At 63.1% G+C, this 15,794-nt stretch carries 12 protein-coding genes and 1 pseudogene; 6 read left to right on the top strand and 7 right to left on the bottom strand.

All coding sequences use genetic code 11. The annotated features are described in order from the left end of the window. Positions 1 to 42: 42 nt before the first annotated feature. Positions 43 to 995 (top strand): annotated as a pseudogene (locus tag FJ964_RS10105) (IS1595 family transposase). 209 nt (positions 996 to 1,204) lie between these two features. On the opposite strand, the gene FJ964_RS10110 reads toward FJ964_RS10105, so the two are convergent. Beyond that, the gene (locus tag FJ964_RS10110) at positions 1,205 to 2,659 is read right to left on the bottom strand and encodes an ATP-binding protein (protein ID WP_140550255.1); all 1,455 of its coding nucleotides are present in this window, start codon (positions 2,657 to 2,659) and stop codon (positions 1,205 to 1,207) included. A 62-nt stretch (positions 2,660 to 2,721) separates the two neighbouring features. Here FJ964_RS10110 and FJ964_RS30950 point away from each other — a divergent pair, with 62 nt between their 5' ends. Next, complete coding sequence (locus tag FJ964_RS30950) at positions 2,722 to 2,874, top strand: hypothetical protein (protein ID WP_181172422.1); 153 nt, start codon at positions 2,722 to 2,724, stop codon at positions 2,872 to 2,874. Here the strand turns inward: FJ964_RS30950 and FJ964_RS10115 are convergent. Then, positions 2,871 to 3,968, bottom strand: a complete 1,098-nt coding sequence (locus FJ964_RS10115; protein ID WP_140550256.1) for a hypothetical protein — start codon at positions 3,966 to 3,968, stop codon at positions 2,871 to 2,873. The genes FJ964_RS30950 and FJ964_RS10115 overlap by 4 nt on opposite strands. A 125-nt stretch (positions 3,969 to 4,093) precedes the next feature. On the opposite strand from FJ964_RS10115, the gene FJ964_RS10120 reads away from it, so the two are divergent. After that, positions 4,094 to 4,594, top strand: a complete 501-nt coding sequence (locus FJ964_RS10120; protein ID WP_140550491.1) for an MmcB family DNA repair protein — start codon at positions 4,094 to 4,096, stop codon at positions 4,592 to 4,594. A gap of 32 nt (positions 4,595 to 4,626) precedes the next feature. On the opposite strand, the gene nhaA is transcribed toward FJ964_RS10120, so the two are convergent. The 5 genes from nhaA to FJ964_RS10150 all read right to left on the bottom strand — a co-directional run bounded on the left by nhaA (position 4,627) and on the right by FJ964_RS10150 (position 11,635). Beyond that, complete coding sequence (nhaA, locus tag FJ964_RS10125; protein ID WP_140550257.1) at positions 4,627 to 5,823, bottom strand: Na+/H+ antiporter NhaA; 1,197 nt, start codon at positions 5,821 to 5,823, stop codon at positions 4,627 to 4,629. 290 nt (positions 5,824 to 6,113) lie between these two features. Continuing rightward, positions 6,114 to 6,677 carry an ActR/PrrA/RegA family redox response regulator transcription factor gene (locus tag FJ964_RS10135; RefSeq protein WP_140497143.1) on the bottom strand — a complete coding sequence of 188 codons (564 nt, stop codon included), beginning with the start codon at positions 6,675 to 6,677 and terminating at the stop codon, positions 6,114 to 6,116. A 63-nt stretch (positions 6,678 to 6,740) separates the two neighbouring features. Continuing rightward, a complete protein-coding gene (locus tag FJ964_RS10140; RefSeq protein ID WP_140550259.1) occupies positions 6,741 to 8,072 on the bottom strand; it encodes an ActS/PrrB/RegB family redox-sensitive histidine kinase in 1,332 nt (443 codons plus the stop codon). A gap of 162 nt (positions 8,073 to 8,234) precedes the next feature. After that, complete coding sequence (gene hrpB, locus FJ964_RS10145; protein ID WP_140550260.1) at positions 8,235 to 10,697, bottom strand: ATP-dependent helicase HrpB; 2,463 nt, start codon at positions 10,695 to 10,697, stop codon at positions 8,235 to 8,237. 47 nt (positions 10,698 to 10,744) lie between these two features. Beyond that, positions 10,745 to 11,635 carry a DMT family transporter gene (locus FJ964_RS10150; protein ID WP_140550261.1) on the bottom strand — a complete coding sequence of 297 codons (891 nt, stop codon included), beginning with the start codon at positions 11,633 to 11,635 and terminating at the stop codon, positions 10,745 to 10,747. A gap of 27 nt (positions 11,636 to 11,662) precedes the next feature. Here FJ964_RS10150 and FJ964_RS10155 point away from each other — a divergent pair, with 27 nt between their 5' ends. From FJ964_RS10155 to FJ964_RS10165, 3 genes are all read left to right on the top strand, one after another. After that, the gene (locus FJ964_RS10155) at positions 11,663 to 12,352 is read left to right on the top strand and encodes a PIG-L deacetylase family protein (RefSeq protein ID WP_140550262.1); all 690 of its coding nucleotides are present in this window, start codon (positions 11,663 to 11,665) and stop codon (positions 12,350 to 12,352) included. A 241-nt stretch (positions 12,353 to 12,593) separates the two neighbouring features. Further along, complete coding sequence (locus FJ964_RS10160) at positions 12,594 to 14,501, top strand: propionyl-CoA synthetase (RefSeq protein WP_140550263.1); 1,908 nt, start codon at positions 12,594 to 12,596, stop codon at positions 14,499 to 14,501. A gap of 192 nt (positions 14,502 to 14,693) precedes the next feature. Next, entirely contained in the window at positions 14,694 to 15,776 is a 1,083-nt protein-coding gene (locus FJ964_RS10165; protein WP_140550264.1) for an acyltransferase, read from the top strand. The last annotated feature ends 18 nt before the right edge of the window (positions 15,777 to 15,794 follow it).

Raw genomic sequence — 15,794 nt, forward strand, 5'->3', positions numbered from 1 at the left:
ACCCAATCCGACGTGCGATAACAAATCCAAGGAGTTATCGCTATGTCTGTTCTGTCCCGCCCCTACTTCCACGACGAAGCCGCCGCATTTGAGCATGTAGAGGGCATGCTGTGGCCGCAGGGTCCGGTCTGCCATCATTGCGGTTCCATGGAGAAGCATTACACATTGAAGGGCGGTCGCACGAAGCCTTCCAAGAAGAACCCGAACGGCGTCGAAATCCACGGCCTCTACAAGTGCCGCGATTGCCGCAAGAAGTTCACGGTTCGCATGGGCACGATCTTCGAGGAAAGCCATTTGCCGCTGCACATCTGGTTGCAGGCTTTGCATGCCATGTGCGCGAGCAAGAAGGGCGTCTCGGCTCATCAACTGCACCGGGCTCTGGAAATCACCTATAAGTCCGCTTGGTTCATGTGCCATCGCATTCGCGAGGCCATGCGCTCTGGCGACTTCACTCCCATGGGCGGCAACGGCAAGACCGTTGAAGTTGACGAGACCTATACGGGCCGTCTGGCTGGCACCCCGCTAAAGCGCGGCGGCGGCGCTCACAAGAACACTGTCGTCACGCTTGTCGAGCGTGGCGGTCGCGCCCGTTCCTTCCATGTCGATACCGCCCGCATTGGCACGATCCTGCCGATTGTCCGCTCCAACATCGCCAAGGAAAGCGCGTTGATGGCTGACGAGGCTGGCATGTACCGCCGCGTGGGCCAGGAATTTTCCTCACACGATGTCGTCACGCATTCCAAGGAGGAATATGTCCGTTACGAAGGCGAAAAGACCGTCCACACCAACACCGTGGAAGGCTTCTATTCGATCTTAGCGCGGCATGAAAGGCGTTTATCAGCATTGCGCGGAAACACCATTTGCACCGCTATCTGGCCGAATTCGATTTCCGCTACAGCAACCGCATTGCCATGGGTGTTGATGACAATGTTCGGTCGCTCATTGCCTTGAGGGGTGCCAAGGGCAAGCGCCTTACCTACCGACCAGTTGCTTGACGCCAAAAAGGCACACTACCGCAAGCCGGTTCAACTGGATCTTCCCCTGTGGAAGGGCGAGCCGTTCCGGTTCCGGAATAAACGTCGTTAACTCCAATTGTGGCAACGAGTCAAAACCCGATCAAGATAAAATCTGGTAGCTAAGCGGTTGATAGCTTACAGATTTGTCTTGGGTCGGGTGTCACTTAGCGATTCTCAGTCAAGATAAATCAGGCCCAAATCGGCACGTAGGTTCCCGCACGAGTGCTCCACGAATCGGCTGCTTTTATCTGCCGTTCTTCAAGAGCTTGGTTGAGGACGCGCGAAACTTGAGAGGCGTTTTTGTCATCGATCCCCAAACGCATCCGCAGCGACGCATTAGTCATCCTGTCACCTTTCATATAGGCGATCACGGCGTGATGGTAGCAAGCACGTACTCTCTCGTTCGGCGTGGTGTCTCTGAATGGCCTTGGGCCATATAGGATAGTGCGATGGTTGTCCCCATCTGTGCGAAAATCGGGTGCTGGAAGGATTAGTTTCTCGGCAGATAGCACGACCTTATCAATGCCGCTGCCGCGTTCCTCGCAAATGAATGCCCTCCGCATCATTCCGGCGAGCAATTCATTTCGAGATCGAGGCGGGAAATCGATGAACCGTTGCGGGTCGATAAGCGGGCGACCAGGATTCGATATCTCGATCCGATCTTTGAAAATTTCCACCATCGGGCCTGTGCCTGTGATGGCGAAGTCTTGGTGTATCAGGGCGTTGGCCACGGCCTCGCGGATCATTTCCTCACCATAGCTCTCGCGAACATGGCGAAACGCGCCTTCGATCCTCTCCGACTGAGGCAACACGCTCATTATGTATTTAATCAAGCCCTTAAACCCGCTCGCGTAGCCGCGCCCTCCGGGCTGTTCTTTGACCGTAACGGTGCGCGACTTCCCCTCGTACTGAATAACTCGCACCAGCTTCCTAGCTACCGGTTCAAAATTTTCAAGCTTGCGAGCAAAAAGAACCGCCCCAAAATTGGTCACGTCGAAACGGGTACCCTCACGGGTAATGATCCTGTCCGTTCGCAGCTTGTTAAGCACATCCACGGGGCTGTCCGGTTGCTTTTGGCGCAACAGCTCGAAGTAGCTCTGGTAGTCGATCAAATCCAAAACGTGGTAGTCACTAAGTCCAGTAAGCGCATTGCCTTTCTCCCAAACAAACGGCCGCAACGCAGCCGTAAGCGCAGCCTCTCGCTCTGGAAAGCTGGACAGTTTCGGAGTGGCGCTGCCTATTCGAATGTAGGCGATATGCTTGAATTTGGTGGTTATCGAACTGGCCGCCGGTATGCGGAGAAGCACGACGCGGAAACCGTCGATTTTCGCCTCAAAGAACTTGAGATGGATGCTGGGCTGTAGCATCTGCGACAGCCACAGTTCCATTTCTTGGTTAGAGCCGCCGGGAACCTTGCCCCTCTGATCGAAAGTAGTTCCTACTAGGTCATGGGTGCCGTCTCGGATGCCCCAAACGATATACGCATGTGCCTCGCCCTCAAGACACGCCGCGTTTGAAAGGGCTGAAACAAGCGCGCCAATCTGCTCTGCATGGTCCGAGTTTTCCTTGAACTCGCAAAAGCCATTCTCGGCGGGCATGTCCCGCAAGTCTTGGATCAAGTCTATCAACTGGTCAGATTGCATCCGTGTCGTCCCGCCATGGCAGAATGTGTTATAGTCTGCCCAAACCCAGTAGAGAGGCTAGCATGCCCGCAGAGAAAGAGAAAAAGCAGATCGACAAGTTCCGCGACCTAGCGCGGGAGATTGAAACCGTCGATTCCGAAGAGCCTTTGAATGAGGCGCTTAGGAAGGTGGCGAAGTCACCACCTCCGAAAAAGCAGGAGAAGGATGCCGACTAGGTTTTCTTTTTTCGAGGCTTGCGAGGGGAGTAAGCTTTGACGATTTTTGCATCGCGGATGTTCTCGCCCACCTTTCGGGCGACGATATGAATCATGACAGGTCTATGGTTCCATTCCGCTGTGGAAATGGCCTTTTGGTATCGTGATCCAACCAGCGGGTCCTCCAATTGGGCAATGAAATTACGGCCTTCCCCACCGACTTCTTCAAGGCGCACATCGTAGCTATCGGTATCATTTGAATCGACGCCGACCACAAGAAACAGGCCAGAGAACACCAGTTTTACTGACTTCGCCCTAGTGGATTTTGTTATCGAGTTTATTGTTTCTCGGTCAACTGTTACACCCTGAATAGTAACACTATCGGCCCCACCGCTATTCCGCAGTATTTCTTCGGTCGCTTGCCGGCTATGATCGGCCACGTCGCTGGCAATTGGCGATGCCTTAATCGCCCTTTTTACGATTTTAGCTTTATCGCCGCCCTCTGCGACCAAGCCTTGGATGATATCCATTAAGCGGGACTTTTCTTGGGCCTCTAAATCTCTGCCCTTTTCACTTTCCTCGATGCGGCGCGCCTCTAGGCGCTCGCTTGACTCTATCCTTCTTTCCTCCACCTGATTGTCCATGTAGTGCAAAACTGGGCCGTTGCCAAAGTACAGCACGAGAGCCAGAAGCACAGCTACAAACACGTCTTTTTTATCCATTTTATCAATAAGCTTGTTCCCGAGTTCTTTAGCCTGACCTTCGGCTTTGGCCTGAAGATCAGAACTTCCCTTACCTACCCTGAAAACGAGTTCCAGCGACTCTTTCTCCAAATCCGACAAACGAGTTATTCGGTCATCTGATTTCAGCAAAAGGGCGGCTGTACGGTAAAATCCATTCTGATATTCGATCAGGCCCCGCATCACTGTCGACGTGATACTTTGATCGAAGTTTCGGCCCGAGTAAGTAAAACGTGCGGCTAGCCAGTCCGCTCCGTCGAAATCAAGGATGCAGTTTCGATAATCTAGGGTCCTATCTAAAACGCCCTTGAGGGCGTCCCATGCATCTTGCTCAGTTCGGATATGAAGAACAAACGGCTCTGCTGTGGCTACCAATCAAACCTCCCAAACCCGCCGAAATGTGGGCTCGTAAGCAAGAAAGGTCAAGTGGGTCTGTCAAGTATACAATCGCCCGCTCATAACGGGTTCAAACCATGAACAAAATCTGGCATGGTGCCGTCATGCCAATCATCTCACCGATTCCCCTCAACCCCCTGATCGACGGTCGCCAGTCCGAACGCGCCATGCTGGTGCGGCGCGGCGTGCAGCGGCTGCTCCGCGAAATGGGCGCGCATGTGCTGCCTGAACTGTCGCTGGCCACCGGCCGCCGCGCCGACCTTGTCGCGCTGACCCGCCAGGGCGACATCTGGATCATCGAGATCAAATCCTCGATCGAGGATTTTCGCGTCGACCGCAAATGGCCCGACTACCGGCTGCACTCGGATCGCTTCTTCTTCGCCACCCATCCCGGGGTGCCGGCGGAGATCTTTCCCGAAGAATGCGGCTTCATCCTCTCCGACGGTTATGGTGCGGAGATTTTGCGCGAGGCTCCCGAGCACCGCATGGCGGCGGCGACGCGCAAGGCGCTGATGCTGCGCATCGCGCGGGCCGGCGCCGCGCGGCTGCTGGCGGCGGAGCTCGCCGGAGTGGCCGTGCCGGCGCTGGAGGGGGAGAGCGAATAGGCTGCCTCACAGGACCTGCGCTTGTGGCCGCCCTACTCCTCGCCCTCATCCGCCCCGCCCGCCGCCGGCGCCATCAGCAGGACGGCCGCGCCGAGCAGCGCCGCGACCAGGGAGCCGGCGAGAATGCCGACCTTGACGGCGTCCTGCAGCGCCACGTCGCTGGCGAAGGCGAGCAGGCCGATGAACAGGCTCATGGTGAAGCCGATGCCGCACAGCAGCGAGATGCCGATCATGTGCAGCCAGCCGGCATTTGCCGGCAGGTCGGCGAGACCGAAGCGGATGGCGAGCGCGGAGGAGCCGAACACGCCGACCAGCTTGCCGACGACGAGGCCGGCGGCGACGCCGAGCGTCAGCGGCTCGAACAGCGCACCGACGCTGAGCCCCGCCAGCGAAACGCCGGCATTGGCAAAGCCGAAGATAGGAATGACGACGAAGGGCACTATTGCGTGCAGGCCGTGCTCGAGCCGGTGCAGCGGCGAGTGGTCGAGATCGTGTTCGATGCCGGCGGTGCGTTCGAGCGGAATGGTCAGCGCCAGCGCCACGCCGGCAAGCGTGGCATGCACGCCCGACTTCAGCACCAGCACCCACAGGATCGCACCGAGCACGAGGTAGGGCACGAGGCTCATCACCCGCATGCGGTTGAGCACGACAAGCGCGGCGATGACCGCGAAGGCGGCGCCCAAATAGGCAAGCGACAGGCCGCCCGTATAGAAGATCGCGATGATGACGACCGCGCCGAGATCGTCGATGATGGCAAGGGCGGTGAGGAAGATCTTCAGTGAGGCCGGCACCCGGCTGCCGAGCAGTGACAGCACGCCGAGGGCGAAGGCGATGTCGGTGGCGGTCGGGATCGCCCAGCCGGACAGCGCGCCCGCATTGTCACGGTTGATGGCGACATAGGCCAGCGCCGGCACCACCATGCCGCCGGCCGCCGCGATGCCGGGCAGCACCCTGCGCGGCCAGGTCGAGAGCTGGCCGTCCAGCATCTCGCGCTTGATCTCCAGGCCGACGAGCAGGAAGAATACCGCCATCAGCCCGTCATTGACCCAATGCGACACGCTGAGCGGGCCGAGATAGGCGTGGAGGACGGCAAAATAGGTTCCGGAGAGCGGTGAATTGGCGACGATCAAGGCCAATGCCGCCGCTGCCATCAACATGATGCCGCCGGCCGCCTCGCTGTCGAGAAATTCGCGCAAGACGGAAACCGGCCGCTGTTTCAAGTCCCGCATGTCACCCTTCCGTCATGCCGCCAATTTCGAACTTGCCCATTCTCCCCACCTGCCTGCCGGCATCCTCTCCTCGTATAGTGACGGGGAGAGGGACGCTGTCATAGCCGGTTTCGCCAATCACCGGCGTTACGGAATGGGCGCCAGCGCTGCGGCCGGCCTCTTTCTCCCCGTCACCATACGGGGAGTAATGCCCGGCAGGGCAATGAGGGGCGGCGCCGAGTTCGACAATTGGTATGCTCCGCCATGATGAGAAAACCGGTCCGAAGGAATTGCCCCCGCGTCCAACGCTCCTAGCGCGGCGCGCGCTTGGCCAGGATGCGCTGCAGGGTGCGGCGATGCATGTTGAGGCGGCGCGCGGTCTCGGAGACGTTGCGCTCGCACATTTCGTAGACACGCTGGATGTGCTCCCAGCGCACGCGGTCGGCCGACATCGGATTTTCCGGGGGTGCGGCGCGCTCGCCGGCCGTGCGGGTGAGCGCGGCAAAGACGTCGTCGGCGTCGGCCGGCTTCGACAGATAGTCGACGGCGCCGAGCTTCACCGCCGTCACCGCGGTGGCGATGTTGCCATAGCCGGTCAGGATGATGGCGCGGGAATCCTCGCGCTTCTCACGGATGGCGGCCACGACGTCGAGACCGTTGCCGTCGCCAAGCCGCATGTCGACCACCGCGTAGGCGGGTGGATTGGCGCGTGCCTTGCCGACCGCCTCCTCGACGCTCTCGGCCGTTTCGACCACGAACCCCCTGGTTTCCATGGCGCGGGCCAGACGGGTCAGGAACGGTTTGTCGTCATCGACGATCAGAAGCGAGGTGTCCTCGCCCTCAACCATTGCGCCACTGTTTTCATCGCCTGTCATCGTCTTGAAATTCCTGCTGCCTTAATTTTACGCAGATATAGTTTTGCGTGGCGATTGTCCAATTTAGGCGGTGTCAAACATCGTCGCGGGCGCCGATTCCGGGTTCAGGAAAACATTTCTGGGCCATGAAATCCGCACCATGGCGCCCTCGCCCAGTCCGCTCGAATTGCGAAAGTCGAGCGTGGCGCCCGATCGTTCGAGCAATGTCTTGGCGATGAACAGGCCCAGCCCCAGCCCGCCGCCGGCCTCCGTGCCCTGGCGTGTCGACATATAGGGTTCGCCGATGCGATCGATGATCTCAGGTGGAAAGCCGGGACCGTCATCGATGATCGAGAAGGTGACGGTGGCCTCGTCCCAGCTCCAGCGCACGGTGACGCTCTCGCGGGCGAAATCGACGGCGTTCTCCACCAAATTGCCAAGGCCGTAGATGACGCCCGGGTTGCGGCGCCCGACTGGTTCGGGGCCGCTGCGCTCGCCCGGCCTGAGCTTGATCGAGATGCCGAAGTCGCGGTGCGGCGCGGTGACCTCCTCGACCAGCGAGGTCAGCGGCAGGCGGGACAGATGCGCCTCGCCCTCGGACGACAGGCTGGTCAGGCGCTTGAGGATCTCGCGGCAACGCTCGCTCTGGGAGCGCAGCAGTGTGACGTCCTCCCCGTATTTCGCGTCCTTGCCGAGCGCCTTCTCCATCTCCTTGGCGACAAGCGTGATGGTGGCGAGCGGTGTGCCGAGCTCATGCGCGGCGGCGGCGGCCAGCCCGTCGAGCGCCGACAGATGCTGCTCGCGCTGGAGCACCAGTTCGGTGGCGGCGAGCGCATTGGCCAGGAGCCGGGCTTCCGCGGCCACGCGGAAGGCGTAAATGGCGGTGAAGGCGATCGAAGACAGCACCGCCATCCACATGCCGGCAACATAGATGAAGGGCATCGCCAGCGGCGCGCCTTCATGCCAAGGCAATGGCAAGTGGAAAAAGACCAGCAAGGTCGCCGCCGTCATCACCAGCCCCCCGAGAACCGCGGTCAGGCGCAAGGGCAGCGACGTCGCCGAAATCACCACGGGCACTGTCATCAGCAGCGAGAACGGATTGGTTAGGCCGCCGGTCATGTAGAGCAGGCCGGCAAGCTGGAGGCTGTCGAAGATCAGAATGCAGAAGGCCGCGAACGGCGAGAGCCGGTGCGCGGCCGGGAACCGGAAGGCGAGGAACAGGTTCATCCAGGCCGAACAGGCGATCAGGGCAAAGCACAGGCTGACCGGCAGCGGGAATTTCAGGCCGTAGGCGACAAAAAGCACCGTCACGCTCTGGCCGACAATGGCAAGCCAGCGCAGCCGGATCAGCGTGTTGAGGCGCAGTCTCTGGCTCTGCTGGAAATCGGGAGAACGCAATACGTTGATCATGGCCATGAAATACAGCCGGGGAACGGCGAGCGCTAGTAGCGCTGCACCAGGGGCTGGACGGTTGGAGCTTCCCCTACGTCGTCATCCACGGGCGGAGCGGAAGCGAAGCGGACGCGGAGACCCGAGGATGACGAGTGATGGCGTTTGCGCCAATCAATCGCCAAGCAACTACGTCCCGCGCGGCTTGGCGCGGCTGGTGGCGGCGGCGAGCAGCGGATTTTCCGGCCATACGTGCTTGGGATAACGGCCGCGCATGTCGGCGCGCACATCGGCCCAGGAGCCGCGCCAGAAGCCGGGCAGGTCGCGCGTCGTCTGGATCGGCCGGTGCGCGGGCGACAGCAGTTCGAGCGTCAGCGGCACGGTGCCGCCGGCGATTGCAGGGTGCCGGTCGAGGCCGAACAGTTCTTGGACGCGGACGGCCAGAACGGGCCATTCCCTGTCATAGCGGATCGGCACGCGGCTGCCGGACGGCACGTCGAAATGGGTCGGCGCAAGCGCGTCGATCCGGCGCTGCAAATCGTGCGGCACAAGCGCCGTCAGCCCGGCCGAGACAACACCTGGATCGATGGCCGCGAAGGATGCCGCACCGGACAAAAATGGCAGCAGCCAGTCGTCGAGGCGTTCGACAAGTGCCGTATCGGACATATCGGGCCATGGCGCCCCAAGGCCGCGGTGCAGCCAGGACAGACGCTGGCGCAGCGTCTGCGCCTCCTTGCTCCAGCTCAGCAGCGAAAGTCCATGTTCGCGCAAGGCGTCAAGCATGGCGCGGTCGGCCTCGGCGCCGGCCGGCGCGGGCAGCATGCGTTCGGCGAGCGTGATGGCGCCGAGACGCACGGTTTCGCGCACGCGCACGGCGCGGCGCTCGCGATCGAAGCTGGTTTGCCTGCGTGTCTCGATCCTGTCGGCCAGTACGGCGCGGATATCGTCCTCGCTGATCGCCGCCGCCGCCGCGATGCGCGCATTCTGCGCCTTTCCCTGCAGGTCGGCGACAACCAGAAACGCCTCGCCGGCAAGCGGATCGGCAGCGTCGAGCATGGCGCCGGAGCCGTTGGCCAGCACGAAACGACCGCGCTCGCCCCGCGCCTTGGCGACACGGTCGGGCCAGGCATGGATGAGGAGAGGACCAGCGGAAACGGCATCGCTGTTTTTCGCTCCGCCCAGCTGCCTCGCCAGGCGTTCGGCGAGCTGCCGCGCGGCGGTGGCGCGCGGCGATCTTTCCTGGCGAAAGCGCATCAGCCGCCGTTCGAGATCGGCGCCGTCACCGCCCAGCCCGCGTTCGGTCAGCAGAACCGCGAGCATGGCCGCCTCGCCGGCATGGCCGCCGCTGGCTGCCTCGGCGACCATATGCGCCAGCCGCACCGGCAGGGCGAGCTTGCGCATCGCGGCGCCCGCCTCCGTCAGCCGTCCTGCCTCGTCGATGGCATGAAGCGCGCGCAGCAACGCCCTTGCCTCGTTGAGCGCCGGGGCCGGCGGCGGATCGAGGAAGGCGAGGCTCGTCGGATCGGCGACGCCGAAGGCGGCGCAGTCGAGCAGCAGGCCGGAAAGATCGGCCTCTAAGATTTCCGGCGGGGTGAAGGCGGGAAGCGACGCCATCTGTTCCGCGCGCCACAGACGGATGGCGACGCCGGCCTGCGTGCGCCCGGCACGGCCGGCGCGCTGGTCGGCGGACGCCTTGCTGACGCGCACGGTTTCCAGCCGGGTCAGGCCGCTCGCCGGCTCGTAGCGCGGCAGGCGCGACAGGCCGGAATCGATGACCACGCGAACGCCATCGATGGTGATCGAGGTCTCGGCGATCGAAGTGGCCAGCACCACCTTGCGGCGGCCCGCCGGCGCCGGCCTGATCGCCGCGTCCTGCGCCTTGCCGTCGAGCATGCCGTAGAGCGGCACGATATCGGTGTCGGCGCCGACCTTGCCGGCCAGCCGCTCGGCGGTGCGCTCGATCTCGCGCTGGCCGGGCAGGAAGGCAAGCACGCTGCCGCTCTCGTCGGCAAGAGCGGAGCGGATCGCCTTGGCCATGGCGTCTTCGATTGCAATGCCGGCCGGCCGTTCGTCGTAGCGGACGTCGACCGGGAAAGCGCGGCCTTCGCTTTCGATCACCGGCGCGCCGGACAGCAGCTTCGCGACACGGGCGCCGTCCAGCGTGGCCGACATGACCAGCAGACGCAGGTCCGGGCGCAGCGCGCCTTGCACGTCGAGCGCCAAAGCGAGGCCGAAATCGCCGTCGAGCGAGCGCTCGTGGAATTCGTCGAAGATCACGGCCGAGATTCCGGGCAGTTCGGGATCGTCAAGGATCATCCGCGCCAGCACACCTTCGGTGACGACCAGTATTTTTGTCCGGGCCGAAGTCCGGTTCTCCATGCGCATGGCGTAGCCGACGATGGCGCCGGGCTCCTCGCCCAGAAGTTCGGCCATGCGGCGAGCGGCGGCGCGGGCGGCGAGCCGGCGCGGCTCCAGCAACACGATCTTGCCGGCACCCAGCCATGGCGCATCGAGCAGCGCCAGGGGCACCAGCGTCGTCTTGCCGGCGCCTGGCGGCGCCACCAGCACGGCGCTGTTGCCGGAGCCGAGCGCCTCGCCCAGCGCCGGCAGCACGGCGGATACCGGAAGCTCCGGCAAGGGTTTTGTCGTCATCGCGCCCGCATATCAGCGCTCGTGGTCGCCATGCAACCGGCGTCGGATCAAAGCCGGGTGCGCGAAAACGGGTTCCAGCGCACTGTGCCCAGCCGCACTTCCTCGCGCACCATGGTGAGCAGGCCGGACCCACCGACAACCGCGAGGCCGACCAGCGACAGCCAGTCAGGATATTCCCGGAAGAACAGCGCACCGAGGATGACCGCCCAGACCATCTGCGAGTAATGCGTCGGCGCGATCCGGTTGGCGGGCGCGTATTTGACGGCCAATAGCTGCAGCAATTGCCCGCAAGCGGTGAAGGCGCCGGCTATCATCAGCCATGCAAGCTGTTTTGCGTCGGGAAGCGTGAACGAGGTGGCGGCGATGCCGATGCCGTTGAACAACAGGCCGTAGCCGATCAGCACGCCGAGCATGGTCGTGCGCTTTTCCTGCTTTGCCAGCGAGCGCATCAGGATAACGCTCGCCGCAGCGAGGAAGGCAACGCCGAAAGCGGCGAGGTGTCCAAGACTGAGTTCGCGAAAACCCGGTCGCACCACCAGCATGACGCCGGCAAAGCCGGCGACCACCGCCAGCCACCGCCACGGACCGACCTTTTCCTTGAGGACGACCGTGGAGAGGATGGTGACGCAGAGCGGCGCCAGGAAGACGAGCGCGTAGACTTCCGCCAGCGGAATGGTGGTGAAGGCATAGACGCTGAGCACGCCCGACGCGATGCCCGCCAAGGCGCGCGCCTGCACCGCCCAGGGACGTTTGGTGCGCCAGAAATCACGCCAACGCTCGTCCGCCGGCCGGGTGAAGAAGAGAAAACAGCCGGCAAACAATATCGAGAAGAAACCGATCTCGAACACCGTGAACTGCCCGCCCAGGCTTTTGACAACGGCATCGCTGCCCGAATAGCTTGCATAGGCGATCAGGGCGAGCAGGATTCCGTTCGTCACGTTTTTCCATTTCCGGGGAGAGAAGCGTTGAAGATACTGGCGCTCGGCGCGCATCCTGACGACATCGAGATATTCATGTTCGGTACGATGGCGGCCTATGCGGCGCAAGGCGCAGAACTGACTTTTGCCGTGGCCACGGATGGTGCCAGGGGCGGCAAGAGCGATCCCACGGTTCTCGCCCGTGTCCGTCGCGAGGAGGCAACAGCCGCGGCCGCGCTGCTCGGGGCGGTGCCGCGCTTCCTCGACTTTCCCGACGGCGGGCTGACGGCGGATGCCGCGCTGATCGGCGCGCTGAAGACGCTGATTGGCGAGAGCGGACCGGACCTGGTGATCACACATGCGCCCAACGACTATCACGCCGACCACCGCGCGCTGTCGGACGCCGTGCGCATCGCGGCCTCGTTCGCCGTGCCGGTGCTGCATGCCGACACGATGGGCGGCACCGGATTCGCCCCGACCCACTATGTCGACATATCAGCCCAGGCCGAGATCAAGGCCAAGGCGATCCGCCTGCACCAGTCGCAGGATCCGGAGCGCTTCGTCGAGATAGCCCGCACGCAGAATTATTTCCGCGCCGGCCAGTGCAACGGCGCGCCGGGATCACAGGCGGAAGCCTTCCGCTTCGAGCCCATGTTTCCGTTTGCAGACATTCGCGAGCTGCTGCCGCCGGCGCCGCCGATCCGTCCGGTGATGGTGAGCACCAAAAGGGTCGACTGAGCCGGGAGACGGCTCCTCGACACGCCGACCGTGCCCGACGACGAGACCACCGGCTGGGGGACGCGCCGGTGCACATGGCCACATAGGAACGCCGGGCCGGACCGTTTCTTCCCGGAAGGCCACGATGCCGCACCTTTGCGGCCAAGACCGGACCGGATCAGACGAATTGAGGGAAGACATCGCCGGAAAAAACAGCATAGGCTATTGCCTGGACGGCAAATCTTTCCTGGGGAGGAAACGGATGGCTTCACGCTATCACGAGGTCTATGACGGCTGGAAACGCGATCCGGAAAAGTTCTGGGCGGACGCGGCTGGCGCCATCGATTGGTACACGCCTTACGACAAGGTGTTCGATGCGGAAGCCGGCGTCTATGGCCGCTGGTTTACCGGCGCCACCTGCAACACCTGCTACAATGCCCTCGACCGGCATGTCGCCGGCGGGCGTGCCGACCAGATCGCGCTGATCCATGACAGCGCCATCACCGGCACCGTGAAGACATTCACCTATGCCGAGCTCAAACGCGAAGTGGTGGCGCTGACCTCGGTGCTGAAGAACCGCGGCGTCGGCAAGGGCGACCGCGTCATCATCTACATGCCGATGGTGGCGGAAGCGGCCATCGCCATGCTTGCCTGCGCCCGCATCGGCGCCGTGCATTCGGTCGTCTTCGGTGGTTTTGCCTCGCATGAGCTCGCCACCCGCATCGACGACGCCAGGCCGAAGCTGATCATCTCGGCCTCCTGCGGCCTGGAGCCCGGCCGCATCGTCGCCTACAAGCCGCTGCTCGACAAGGCGATCGAGGTATCCCGCCACAAGCCGGACGCCTGCCTGATCCTGCAGCGCGACCAGCTGCGCTGCGAGCTCAGGGACAATTACGACATCGACTATGCGGACGCGGTCGCGCGCGAGCGGGCGGCCGGCGCCAATGTCGATTGCGTTCCGGTGCTGGCCACCGATCCGCTCTACATCATCTACACGTCAGGCACGACCGGTCAGCCCAAGGGCATCGTTCGCGACAATGGCGGCCACATGGTGGCGCTCGAATGGACGATGGAAAACGAGTTCGGCGTCAAGCCGGGCGAAGTGTTCTGGGCGGCGTCCGACGTCGGCTGGGTGGTCGGCCACTCCTACATCGTCTACGGGCCGCTGCTGCATGGCTGCACCAGCGTGCTGTTCGAAGGCAAGCCGGTCGGCACGCCCGATGCCGGCACCTACTGGCGGGTGATCGCGCAGCATGGCGTGGTCGCCCTGTTCACCGCGCCGACGGCGTTCCGCGCCATCAAAGGGCAGGATCCCAAGGGCGAATTCGTCGGCAGATACGACCTGTCGAAATTCCGCACGCTGTTCCTCGCCGGCGAGCGCGCCGACCCCGAAACCATCAAATGGGCGGAGCAGAAACTGAACGTGCCGGTCATCGACCATTGGTGGCAGACCGAGACCGGCTCGCCAATGACGATCAACCCCGCGGGGCTCGGCCTGCTGCCGGTGAAATACGGCTCACCCGGCGTGCCGATGCCCGGCTACGACATCCGCGTGCTCGACGATGCAGGCCACGAGGTGCCGCGCGGCACGCTCGGCAATGTCGTGGTCAAGCTGCCGCTGCCGGCGGGCTGCCTGCCGACGCTGTGGAACGCCGACGCCCGCTTCCGCCAGGCCTATCTCGACGAATTCCCCGGTTTCTACAAGACGGCGGACGCCGGCATGATCGACGAGGACGGCTACCTCTACGTGATGGCCCGCACCGACGACATCATCAATGTCGCCGGCCACCGGCTGTCGACCGGCGCCATGGAAGAGGTGCTGGCAACGCACCCCGATGTCGCGGAATGCGCCGTCGTCGGCATCGCCGACGCGATGAAGGGCCAGGTTCCGCTCGGCTTCGTGGTGCTCAACGCGGGTGTCTCGCGCGAGAGCGGCCTGATCGAGAGCGAAGTGGTGGGGTTGGTGCGCGAACGCATCGGCCCGGTCGCCGCCTTCAGGACGGTGGTGACGATCAAGCGGTTGCCGAAGACGCGGTCGGGAAAGATCCTGCGCGGCACCATGCAGAAGATCGCCGACAAGGAAGACTGGACCATGCCGGCGACGATCGACGACCCGGCCATCCTCGACGAGATCACGGCGGCGATGAGAGCGCGCGGGATCGGGGTTTAACAGGCTGTTCAATCACGGATGGCAGCGCCGGCCCCCTCTCCGTCTCGGCTTCGTCGAGCCGGAGGGGGAGCGCCATATCCGATTGAGTGGGGCCGTCGCCGAAGCAGATGGCTTCCTGCGGCCCGCAATCTTTTATTGTGCAATGCAGCAATGCGCCCTACAGTCGGAGTGGGGGGCCATCGACGAGGTCGCATGGCTCAGCAGACAAAAATCACATTCGGCGGCGTCGACATATTGCGTTTCCTGGCCGCCGTCATGGTGATGTTCTATCACTATGGCTTCTGGGTATGGGCATTCCCTGACGGCGTTTCGGCGCGCGCGACCGGCGGCATCCCGCCCCATCCCGAAATGGCCTTCGTCGGCTCCGGCTGGGTCGGCGTGCAGATATTCTTCGTCATCAGCGGTTTCGTCATCGCCTTCAGCGCCGAGAATTCGACGCCGCTGCGGTTTTTCGAGGCAAGGGTGAAAAGGCTGGCCCCGGCGGTCTGGATCTGCGCGCCGGTCACCGCGGCGGTGCTGCTGCTCACCGGTCTGAGCTGGCCGACCGATGCCGTGGTCAGGCTCGTCCGCGCCGGCCTTTTCGCGCCCTACGGTCCTTGGGTGGACAGCGTTTACTGGACGCTCGGCATCGAGATCGCCTTCTACGCTGTCGTCTGGATCCTGTTGCGACTCGGCCGCTTTCACCTGATGGAGACGGTGGCGGTTGTGATCGGCGTCGTCAGCACGCTGTTCTGGTGCCTCTATTATCCGCTCGGCTGGTCCGACCTTGCCGAAACGCGCTGGCTGCAGCTCGTCCTGGTGCACCATGGCTCTTTTTTCGCCGTCGGCGTGCTTATCTGGCTGATGCGGTTCAAGGCGGTGACGGCCTCGCGCCTGGCCTTCTGCCTGCTGTTCCTGGGCGGGAGCATGCTGCAAATCGCCAGCTCGGTCGATGTCCACAGCGCCAAGGTCGGCGCCGCGATGCCCTATGCGCCGCCGATCCTCGTCTTCCTGGCCGCCATCGCCCTGATGGCGTGGTCGCTGCGGCTCGACCTCAGCTGGAGCGGCTGGCGCCGGATCGGCCTGATGACCTACCCGCTCTATCTGATCCACGACGTCATCGGCGCGGCGATGCTCGGCGCGATGGTCCGCGCGGGATTTCCCTATCTCCTGTCGATGGCAACGGTCGGCGCGACCATGATCGCGGCAAGCTGGCTGGTGGCGACCGAAGCCGAACCGCGCATCCGGCTGCTGCTCGACCACACGGTGTTCCGCTACCGGCTCAAGGCCGCGTAGAAGCGGACTATCGCAATG

Origin of the sequence: Mesorhizobium sp. B2-3-2 (assembly GCF_006442295.1) — a bacterium.
In the GTDB taxonomy this organism is placed as follows: Bacteria; Pseudomonadota; Alphaproteobacteria; order Rhizobiales; family Rhizobiaceae; genus Mesorhizobium.

Bases quoted from the DNA above. Each gene is read 5' to 3' on its own strand.
- FJ964_RS10120 (WP_140550491.1), top strand. From the start codon at position 4,094: ATGCCAATCATCTCACCGATTCCCCTCAACCCCCTGATCGACGGTCGC.
- nhaA (WP_140550257.1), bottom strand. From the start codon at position 5,823: ATGCGGGACTTGAAACAGCGGCCGGTTTCCGTCTTGCGCGAATTTCTC.
- hrpB (WP_140550260.1), bottom strand. From the start codon at position 10,697: ATGACGACAAAACCCTTGCCGGAGCTTCCGGTATCCGCCGTGCTGCCG.
- FJ964_RS30950 (WP_181172422.1), top strand. From the start codon at position 2,722: ATGCCCGCAGAGAAAGAGAAAAAGCAGATCGACAAGTTCCGCGACCTA.
- FJ964_RS10160 (WP_140550263.1), top strand. From the start codon at position 12,594: ATGGCTTCACGCTATCACGAGGTCTATGACGGCTGGAAACGCGATCCG.
- FJ964_RS10140 (WP_140550259.1), bottom strand. From the start codon at position 8,072: ATGGCCATGATCAACGTATTGCGTTCTCCCGATTTCCAGCAGAGCCAG.
- FJ964_RS10110 (WP_140550255.1), bottom strand. From the start codon at position 2,659: ATGCAATCTGACCAGTTGATAGACTTGATCCAAGACTTGCGGGACATG.
- FJ964_RS10135 (WP_140497143.1), bottom strand. From the start codon at position 6,677: ATGACAGGCGATGAAAACAGTGGCGCAATGGTTGAGGGCGAGGACACC.
- FJ964_RS10165 (WP_140550264.1), top strand. From the start codon at position 14,694: ATGGCTCAGCAGACAAAAATCACATTCGGCGGCGTCGACATATTGCGT.